At 69.9% G+C, this 9,199-nt stretch carries 9 protein-coding genes; 5 read left to right on the top strand and 4 right to left on the bottom strand.

Annotated elements, in window-relative coordinates:
• From VF665_RS04240 to thiS, 3 genes are all read right to left on the bottom strand, one after another.
• Window positions 1–391, bottom strand: a 391-nt coding sequence (locus VF665_RS04240; RefSeq protein WP_331052164.1) for a thiamine phosphate synthase, incomplete at its 3' end; no start/stop codon positions are given.
• Window positions 388–1,167 (bottom strand): thiazole synthase, encoded by a 780-nt coding sequence (locus VF665_RS04235; protein WP_331052165.1) that lies wholly within the window; start codon window positions 1,165–1,167, stop codon window positions 388–390. The genes VF665_RS04235 and VF665_RS04240, both read right to left, overlap by 4 nt.
• Window positions 1,168–1,169: 2 nt before the next feature.
• Complete coding sequence (thiS, locus tag VF665_RS04230) at window positions 1,170–1,391, bottom strand: sulfur carrier protein ThiS (protein ID WP_331052163.1); 222 nt, start codon at window positions 1,389–1,391, stop codon at window positions 1,170–1,172.
• Window positions 1,392–2,012: 621 nt separating this feature from the next.
• Between thiS and VF665_RS04225 the strand changes: the two genes are divergently transcribed.
• From VF665_RS04225 to VF665_RS04210, 4 genes are all read left to right on the top strand, one after another.
• The gene (locus VF665_RS04225) at window positions 2,013–3,509 is read left to right on the top strand and encodes a long-chain fatty acid--CoA ligase (protein WP_331052162.1); all 1,497 of its coding nucleotides are present in this window, start codon (window positions 2,013–2,015) and stop codon (window positions 3,507–3,509) included.
• A 63-nt stretch (window positions 3,510–3,572) separates the two neighbouring features.
• Window positions 3,573–3,833 (top strand): GlsB/YeaQ/YmgE family stress response membrane protein, encoded by a 261-nt coding sequence (locus VF665_RS04220; protein ID WP_331052161.1) that lies wholly within the window; start codon window positions 3,573–3,575, stop codon window positions 3,831–3,833.
• A 20-nt stretch (window positions 3,834–3,853) separates the two neighbouring features.
• Window positions 3,854–4,849 (top strand): DUF1835 domain-containing protein, encoded by a 996-nt coding sequence (locus VF665_RS04215; RefSeq protein WP_331052160.1) that lies wholly within the window; start codon window positions 3,854–3,856, stop codon window positions 4,847–4,849.
• 73 nt (window positions 4,850–4,922) lie between these two features.
• On the top strand, window positions 4,923–6,197 hold the full coding sequence (locus VF665_RS04210) for a DUF445 domain-containing protein (protein WP_331052159.1): 1,275 nt from the start codon (window positions 4,923–4,925) through the stop codon (window positions 6,195–6,197).
• A 441-nt stretch (window positions 6,198–6,638) separates the two neighbouring features.
• Here VF665_RS04210 and VF665_RS04205 read toward each other — a convergent pair whose 3' ends face one another.
• Window positions 6,639–7,271, bottom strand: a complete 633-nt coding sequence (locus VF665_RS04205) for a CDP-alcohol phosphatidyltransferase family protein (protein ID WP_331052158.1) — start codon at window positions 7,269–7,271, stop codon at window positions 6,639–6,641.
• 953 nt (window positions 7,272–8,224) lie between these two features.
• On the opposite strand from VF665_RS04205, the gene VF665_RS04200 reads away from it, so the two are divergent.
• A partial coding sequence (locus VF665_RS04200; RefSeq protein WP_331052157.1) for a molybdopterin-dependent oxidoreductase occupies window positions 8,225–9,199 on the top strand: 975 nt, incomplete at its 3' end.

Here is a 9,199-nt window from a genome sequence, read left to right as displayed (position 1 = left end):
AGAGGGTGGCGTAGTTTGCGCCCTGCTCGGCCGCGGCGCGGATGCCGGCGGCGTCATGGCGGGAGGCGCCGATCAGCGCCGCGGGACCGAGCATCGCGCGGGCGGACACAACGTCGCCGCGCTCGGGCAGGTGCACGCCGTCCGCGCCCGCGGCCCGCGCCGCTTCCGGATCCGCATGGACGAGCAGGAGCGCGCCCGCGGAGCGGCACAGGGGCAGGATTTCATCTGCCCAGGCGAGCAGATCGGCGGACGAGATGCCCGGTTGGCGCAGCAGGATCGCGACGCTGGCGCCCTGATCCGCGACCAGGCGGCGGACGGCGGCGGGGGTGGCCTGCGCGCGGCCGCCGATGGCGAGCAGGCGGAACGGGAGCGCGCCCGGCCCGCCGCTCACGTGCCGATCAGCCCTTCCACCGGCGACGAAGCCTGCGCGTACAACCGCTCGGGAATGCGGCCCGCCTCGCGCGCCAGCATCCCCGCCTCGATGGCCAGGCGCATCGCGCGCGCCATGGCCGCCGGACGCTTTGCCTCGGCTACGGCGGTGTTCAGCAGCACGCCGTCCATCCCCAGCTCCATGGCACGCGCGGCGTCGCTGGCCGTGCCGATTCCCGCATCCACGATCACCGGCGCGTCCATCACCAGTTCGCGGATGATGCGCAGGTTGTACGGATTGCGCAGCCCCGCGCCGCTGCCGATGGGCGCGCCAAGCGGCATGACGGCGGCCACGCCCAGGTCCGCCAGCTTGCGGCAGGCCACGGGGTCGTCGTTGGTGTAGGCGAACACCTGAAAGCCGTCGCGCACCAGTTCGGATGCGGCGCGCAGCGTCTGCTCCACGTCGGGAAAGAGCGTGCGGTCGTCGCCGATGACCTCCAGCTTGATCCAGTCCGTCTCCAGCGCTTCGCGGGCCAGGTGGGCGGTGAGCACCGCATCCTTTGCCGTCATGCACCCCGCGGTGTTGGGGAGCAGCGCCAGCCGGTCGCGGGGGATGAGCTCCAGGATGCTTTCGCCCGTGCCGCCCTGCAGCCGCATGCGCCGAATGCTGACGGTGACGATCTCCGCGCCGGAGGCATCGATGGCTTCCAGCAGGGTGGCGGCATCGGGGTAGCGCGACGTTCCGAGCAGCAGGCGCGAGGTAAAGACGCGCCCGGCCAGCAGCCAGGGTTCCGCCATGCTCACCCGCCCTGCAGCGCGGTGACGATCTCCACCTCATCGCCGGGCTGGACGGCGGTGTCCGCCCACTGCCGGCGCGGCACCACGGCGCCGTTGCGCGCCACGGCGACCGCGGCGGCGTTGTCCGAGGACACGCCCCGGTGCGCGAGCAGCGCGTCCAGCGTGCCGGCGGGGACTTGTTCCGGCGCGCCGTTCAGGCGGATGGGGATCAGCGTGCTTTCCATCGATGGATCGGTGGTGCGGGACTCCGGGAACGCGCGTCCGGCGCGTCCTTCCGCGTCGAAGATAACGCCGGGCCGGTGTTTTCGCTGGATGGCACGGTGGATGGGACGGAAAGAATTCGGTGCCGAGGGAGGATGATGCGCGTCCGCCGGCTGTGGCCCTCACCCGGCCGCGCTGAGACGCGTCCACCCTCTCCCACGAACAGATGTGGGAGAGGGGGCACACGGCAACTGCAGTCTGGAGCGGGTCAAAGGGATTGGCGCGGCGGAGAGAGGTCCCCATCCCCAGCCCTTCCCCAAAAAAACCCGGGGGAAGGGAGCATTGGGTACGCTCTCCAGAGTTTGTTGCCCGGAACAACCCTCCCCCAGTCCGTTTTGGGGGAGGGTGGGTGAGTAATGCGAACCCGGGTGGGGGCCGCCGTGGACTCGGCGCACCCGACCGAACTCATGGCCCGCGCCGATGCAGCCTCACAGCAGTATCGTGAGGCTTTCAGCCGTTGTTGCGGCGAGTTCACTCGCTCAGCCCGCCCTCCACACCGGATGCCGTGGCGCTCCGGACGAAGCCGGTCTAGCTTCGATCCCCGGTCCCGCAGCGCCGTCCACGCCTCCATTCGCCCCCCGCCCATGAACGTTGCCCACCTGCTGGAGCGCACCGCGCACCTGCTACCCGACGCAGCCGCCATCCACTTCGAAGGGCGCGACATCACGTATCGCGAACTGGAGGCGGCGGCCCGCGGCGTGGCGAGCGGGCTGCGGGCGCTCGGCGTGCAGCCGGGGGACCGGGTCGCGCTCTTCCTCCCCAACATTCCGGAATTCGCCATCGCGTACTACGGCGCGCAGATGGCCGGCGGCGTCGCCGTTTCGCTGAACGCGTTGCTGCGCACGGAAGAAATCCGCTACGTGCTGGCCGACAGCGCCGCATCCGTGCTGTTCACCACGGCGGCGCTGCTCCCGGAAGCGGCCCCCCTGCGCGGCACCCTCCCCACGCTGCGCGAAATCATCATCTGCGAGGGCGATGCGCCGGGCGAGCGCACCCTGTCCGACCTGAGCGATCTGGCGTCCGGTGGGGCACTGACGGTCCCGCGCGAGCGGCGCGATCCGGCGGCGATCCTGTACACGTCGGGGACCACGGGGCAGCAGAAGGGCGCCGTGCTGTCGCACGAGAACGTCACGTCCAACGCGCACTCCACGCGGCACTGCGTCGGCTCGAGGCCGGGTGACCGGCACGTTCTCTTTCTGCCGCTGTTCCACTGCTTCGGGCAGAACTTCATCCTCAACGCCGCCGTCGCGTCCGGCGGCACCGTGCTGCTGCACCGCCGGTTCGATCCCGCGACCACGCCCGCGCTTCTCCGGGAGCAGCGCGCGACGCACCTGTACGGCGTGCCGACCATCTACATCCACCTGCTGAACGCCGGCGTGGGGCCCGCGGACCTGCCCGACGTGCGCTACACCTTTTCCGCCGCGGCCACGATGCCGGTGGAGGTCGCGCGGCGCTGGCGCGAAACGTTCGGCATGGTGGTGCACGAGGGGTATGGGCTCACGGAAACGTCGCCGTTCGCCGCGTACAACCACGAGTTCGCGTGGAGGCCGGGTTCGGTGGGGCAGCCCATCGACAACGTGGAAATGCGGGTGGAAGGACCGGACGGCCGCGAGGTGCCGGACGGGGAGTGGGGGGAAATCTGCATCCGCGGGCCCAACGTGATGCTGGGCTACCACAATCGCCCGGAGGAATCCGCCCAGGCGCTGCGCGGCGGATGGTTCCACAGCGGCGACATCGGATACCGGGACGGGGCCGGCTACTTCTACCTGGTGGACCGCGTAAAGGACATGATCAACGCCGCGGGCTTCAAGGTGTGGCCGCGCGAGGTGGAAGAGGTGCTGTACCTTCATCCCGCCATCAAGGAATGCGCGGTGGTGGGGCTGGCGGATGAGGTAAAGGGCGAAACGGTGGCGGCGTTCGTGATCCCTCACGCGGGCGCGGGGATCGACGCGGCGGAGGTGGAGGCGTTCTGCCGCGCGCGGATGGCGTCGTACAAGGTGCCGCGCCAGGTACACGTGGTGGATGCCATCCCCAAGAGCCCGACGGGCAAGATCCTCAAGCGCGTGCTGCGCGACGGCTGAGCGGGGTACGGCGATTGCGCCCGTCGTACAAAGCTGGACCTGAACACACACCGGGAGGAAATCGTGGATCTGCTGACCTGGCTGATCGTGGGGCTCGTGGCGGGCGTGCTCGCCGGGCTGGTGATGGGCGGCGTGGGATTGATCGGTGACATCGTCGTGGGGATCGTGGGCGCCTTCGTGGGCGGCTGGCTCTTTCGCCAGCTCGGCGTGTCGACGCCCTTCAGCGGACTGGCGGGAACGATCTTTACGGCGTTCATCGGTGCGGTGGTGCTGCTGTTTGTGCTGCACGCGGTCCGGGGCCGCGGCCGTGGTCGGCGGCTGTAGTTCACAGGCCGGCGGACCCAATGCTTCACGTCACCAACGGCGACCACGCGGCGGACGCCATCCGCGCGGCGGGGGTGCCCGGGCCCGTGCTGCCCTGGCGCGACGTGCTGCACGAGGGGCCCGTCCCCGCCGGCCTGCCGCTCGCGGAACTCAGCCGTGTGCGCGCGGAGTTCGTCGCGTCGCGGGGATGGGCGACGGTGGAGGAAGCGGAGCGCTCGTTTCGCGAGCGGGACCATGCGCTCGCCGCCGCGCGGGAGGAAGACGAGATCGTGCTCTGGTTCGAGCACGACCTGTACGACCAGCTGCAGCTCATCCAGGTGCTGCACGAGGCCGCGCGCCTTCCCGTCCGGCTGACGCTCATCAACCCCGCGCAGTACCTGGGGCCGTCGCCGCCGGAGCAGCTTCGCGCGCTGTTCCTGCTGCGCGCGCCCGTCACGCCCGCGCAGACGGAGCTTGCGCGCGCCGCGTGGGAGGCGTTCCGCGCCCCCGATCCGCGCCGCATCTCGGCGCTGTTGGCGACGGACACCTCCGCGCTCCCGCACCTCGCGGCGGCACTGCGGCGGCACCTGCAGCAGTTTCCGTGGACGGCGGACGGCCTGTCGCGCACGGAGCGGCAGGCGCTGAAATCGCTGCTGGACGGCCCGCGCACCTTTGCCGAAGCATTCGCGGCGGATCAGGCGTGCGAGACGGCGATTTTCCTCGGCGATTCATCGTTCCTGGCCGCGCTGGCGGGTCTGGGCACCGGCCCCGCGCCGCTGGTCACGTGGGATGACGGCGCTCCCATCCGTCTCCCGGCTCCAGGCGAGGAGATGGGGACGCTGGCGCACCGGCGGCTGGCGCTGACGGAAGAGGGTCGGGCGGTGTTGGATGGACGGACGCGCTGGGTTCCGCCGGAGGATCGCTGGCTGGGCGGCGTGCACCTGCGGGCGGGGGAGGGCGGATGGCGGTGGAACGAGGAGGCGGGGCGGATGGAGGAGGGATCATCGCCCGAATCCACCGAGACTCCGCGGACGTAGTCAGGCGCGTGGCACGCATCCTCCACCGGGGAGGGTGCAGGAACGACCACGCACTCTCAAAGATCGTAATCGGATGGACAACGGCCGGCTGAGCCTGCCCCCGCTCCCCGACGAAGCGCTCAAGCGGGAGCGGCTGGAGCACATGAAGCGTCTCGCCACCGGGCTGCTGGGCCTGGCGACGCTCGTCTTCATCCTCGCGCGCGTGTTCGAGTCGCGCTATCCGTGGCTGGGGTACGTGCGCGCCACGGCGGAAGCCGCCATGGTGGGCGCGGTGGCGGACTGGTTCGCCGTCACGGCGCTGTTCCGGTATCCGCTGGGGCTCAAGATCCCGCACACGGCCATCATCCCCACCCGCAAGGAGCGCATCGGGCGCAGCCTGGGCAGCTTCGTACAGAACAACTTCCTGGCGCCGCCCGTCATCACCGCCAAGCTGCGCAGCGCCGACATTGCGCGAAAGCTGGCGCAGTGGCTGGCGGACCCGCAGCACGGCGACACGGTGGGCCGCCACGCCTCCGCCGCGGTGACGGGAATTGTGCAGGTGCTGCGCGACGACGAGGTGCAGGAGATCATTCAGGAAAGCCTCAGCAGCCGCGTGCGCGAGACGCAGGTGGCGCCGCTGATGGGCAACGTGCTCAGCCTGGTGACGGCGGAAAACCGGCACCAGGAGCTGCTGGATTCCGCCATTCGCCTGTTCGACCGGCTGTTCGAGGAAAACCGGGACGCGCTGCGCGAGCGCATCAGCCAGGAGACGCCCTGGTGGATGCCGGGCGCGGTGGACGACCAGATCTACCGCAAGATCGCGCGAGGGATCGAGAACACGCTGGTGGAGGTGTCGGGCAACCCCGACCACCCGCTGCGCCACCGCTTCAACGAGGCCGTCGCCGAGTTCGTGGAGCGCCTCAAGAGCTCGCCGCAGATGATCGCGCGCGGCGAGGAACTCAAGGAGGAGATCCTTCACCATCCTGCGGTGCGGCAGTATTCCGCCTCGCTCTGGGCAGACATGAAGGCGTCCGTTCTGCGCCACGGTGCGGACCCGGAATCGGAGTTCCGCCGCCGTGTCGGAGCGGCGGCGACGCGGCTGGGGGCTTCGCTGGCGGAGGACCAGGAGCTGCTGGACAAGGTGAACGGATGGGCGGAGCAGGCGCTGCTGTACGTGGTGGAGCAGTACCGCGGCGAAGTGGCGGACCTGATTGAGACCACCGTGGCCGCGTGGGACCCGGACGATACGACGCGCAAGATCGAGCTGCAGATCGGCCGCGACCTGCAGTACATCCGCATCAACGGAACGCTGGTGGGCGGGCTGGTGGGGCTGCTGATCTACACGATCACGCAGCTGTTCGGGGGGTGAAGGCGGGCGGGGGTTCGGGTATTTCGGACGGATTGGCGTGGCGGACGGGGTTCATGCCCGGCGGTTGAAAACCGCGCCTCGAATCACACGAAGTCCGCCTGCGCGGACTGCACCTGAAAGGTCGAGGCCGGTCCCGAACGTAGTTGAAGCCCCGAACGGCGCCTATGGGCGTCGTGTCGGGGCTTACCGCTTCTGGAGCGGCGGATTCATCCGCTCAGGAGAGCGCGGGCCGCGTCAGGGTGTGCGACACACACCGAGCCATCCGCCCCGCAACCCTCCCCCAGGTGTTTTGGGGGAGGGTGGGCCGGTGATGCCGGCCCGGGTGGGGGCCGCCGGCAAACTCCGCTCGGCGCATCGAATCCAGAACCCCAGCCCCAACAGCGAGACGGGCCGGCTCCCCTCGCTGGAAGCCGGCCCGTCGTGCATCGGATCGCGATCCGTTCAGGCCGCCGGGGCGGGGCGGCGCTGCAGCAGGATGACGGAGTAGACCTTTACCGCCAGGATCGCGAGCACCACCGCGCTCACCAGCACGGGCGATCCAGTAAAAATGAGCAGCAGCGTCACCAGCCCCGTGTTGAACGCCTTGCCCGCCGGCGACCAGTTGAGCTGCCACACCTTGCGGTCCACCAGGTAGTAGTAGTTGGGCGAAATGATGCCGGGGTGGCGCAGGTACTGGTTGCTCAGAAAGTGGTCGATCCCCATGAACTGCAGCAGGAACAGCACGATGGGCACCGCCATGTTCGGGTGCAGATACAGCTCGTTCAGGTAGAAGAACGCCACCAGCAGCCGGTCCGACAAGATGTCGAACTGCCCGCCCAGAAGCGTTTCCTGGTTCAGCTTGCGGGCGACGGCGCCGTCCGCGATGTCGAGCGACCAGTAGACGGCCAGCCCGTAGTAGTTGAGCGTTTCGTTGCCCGTGAGCGCGGCCATGGTGAACAGCACCAGCCCCACGACCAGGCGGATGGCGGTCACCAGGTTGGGCCACGTCCACGGCCCGTCCGGGTGCAGCGTGGCGGGAAGCGCGGGCGCGCCCCAGGGCAGCGCCTCGGGCGCGGGGTTCGTATGTGACGGCATTGGATGATCGGAGTCGGTTGGCGGGATGCGCCAAAACTCACGCCCCCCGCGCGGCCGCGCAAGCCGCACGGCACTGCTGAGCGACTGAAGTCGCCGCAACCACGGCTGAAAGCCTCACGTACGGCTGCGAGGTTCGACCGGCGCGGGCGAGGAGCAGGGTGTAGATGGCGAGCCGACGGCGGCCCCCACCCGGGTTCGCATGACTCACCCACCCTCCCCCAAAACAGACTGGGGGAGGGTTGCGGGGCGGATGGATCGGTGTGTGTGGCACAGCCCGACGTGGCCCCCGCCCTCCTGAGCGGATGAATCCGCCGCAACAACGCAGAAAGTCCCCTCAAACAGCCGGGGGGACTTCACTTGCACGAGGGCGGAATGCCCGGCTGGCGGAGTTCAGGGCAGCCGCACCCCGCCCTGAGCGGATAAATCCGCCGCTCGGAAGCGGTAAGCCCCGACACGACGCCCACAGGCGCCGTTCAGGGCTTCAACTGCTGAGGCCCCAGGGTTCGGTCAGTGTCCTCCCCTCTCCGTGCGGCAGTTTGCACGGGGAGGGGTGGGGGAGGGGCATTCCGAAGCCCGCCGCACGCACTGAACCGTCCTCTGCGCCGATGTCCGGACGAGTCCGCCGGACGCACCGCCGCCCGCCGCACCACCGAACGGCTCCCCCTCGCCCGCTTGCGGGAGAAGGAGTTGCGGAGAGTGGCGCGTCACCATGCGCCAATCCATCCGACCCGCAGCATACTTCAGTTGCCGTGTGCCCCCTCTCCCACATCGGTTCGTGGGAGAGGGTGGACGCGTCTCAGCGCGGACGGGTGAGGGCCACACCCGCCGCCGCGCCGATCCTCCGCACTCCGCACTCCGCACTCCGCACTCCCCACTTCCCCTTGCGCCCCCGCCCAACCCATCGACACCTTTCCCATCCAACAGGTTACGTCCTTTTCGGAGCAGGCCGTCCGATGCCCACCACTCCCGATCCGCAGCCGCGGCATGACCCCGGCGCCAAGCCCGCCGGCGGCATGGCGTCCATCGTCAGCACCATGCGGCAGCTGGCGCGCGAAAAGGCCATCCTTCCCGGGACCGCCGCGCTGCGCGTGCTGAACCAGGAGCACGGCGTGGACTGCCCCGGGTGCGCCTGGCCGGAGCCGCGCGAGCACCGCTCGTCGTTCGAGTTCTGCGAGAACGGGGCAAAGGCCGTGGCCGCCGAAGCCACCGGCCGCCGCGCCACCCCTGAGTTCTTCGCCCGCCATTCGGTGGATGAGCTGCGCCACCAGAGCGACTGGTGGCTGGAGCAGCAGGGCCGCGTGGCGCAGCCCATGATCCTGCGCCCGGGAAGCCGCCACTTTGTCCCCATCTCGTGGGACGATGCGTTCGCCCGCGCCGGCGAGGCGCTGCGCGCGCTGGATCACCCGGACCAGGCCGCCTTCTACACCAGCGGCCGCACCAGCAACGAAGCCGCCTTTCTGTACCAGCTCTTCGGGCGGATGCTGGGGACCAACAACTTTCCCGACTGCTCCAACCTGTGCCACGAGAGCAGCGGCGTGGGGCTGCGGCAGACGATGGGCATCGGCAAGGGCGCGGTGCAGCTGGAGGACTTCGAGAAGGCCGACGCCATCTTCGTCATCGGCCAGAATCCCGGCACCAACCATCCCCGCATGCTCACCGCGCTGCAGGCGGCGCGGCGGCGGGGCGCGGAAATCGTCGCCATCAACCCCCTGCGCGAGCGCGGCCTGCTGAGCTTCGCCCATCCTCAGGAGGTGGGCGCCACGCTCACGGGGAGCGGAACGGAGATCGCCACCGTGTACCTCCAACCCCTGCCCGGCAGCGACGTCGCGGTGCTCAAGGGGATGATGAAGCAGATGCTGGACGCGGAGCGGCGCGACCGGGGGCGAGTGATGGACCACGGCTTCATCCGCGCGCACTGCACGGGATAC

The organism is Longimicrobium sp. (genome assembly GCF_036387355.1).
GTDB lineage: Bacteria > Gemmatimonadota > Gemmatimonadetes > Longimicrobiales > Longimicrobiaceae > Longimicrobium.
The sequence above is the reverse complement of the archived record's forward strand: the minus strand, read 5'-3'. Positions and strand labels throughout refer to the sequence as shown.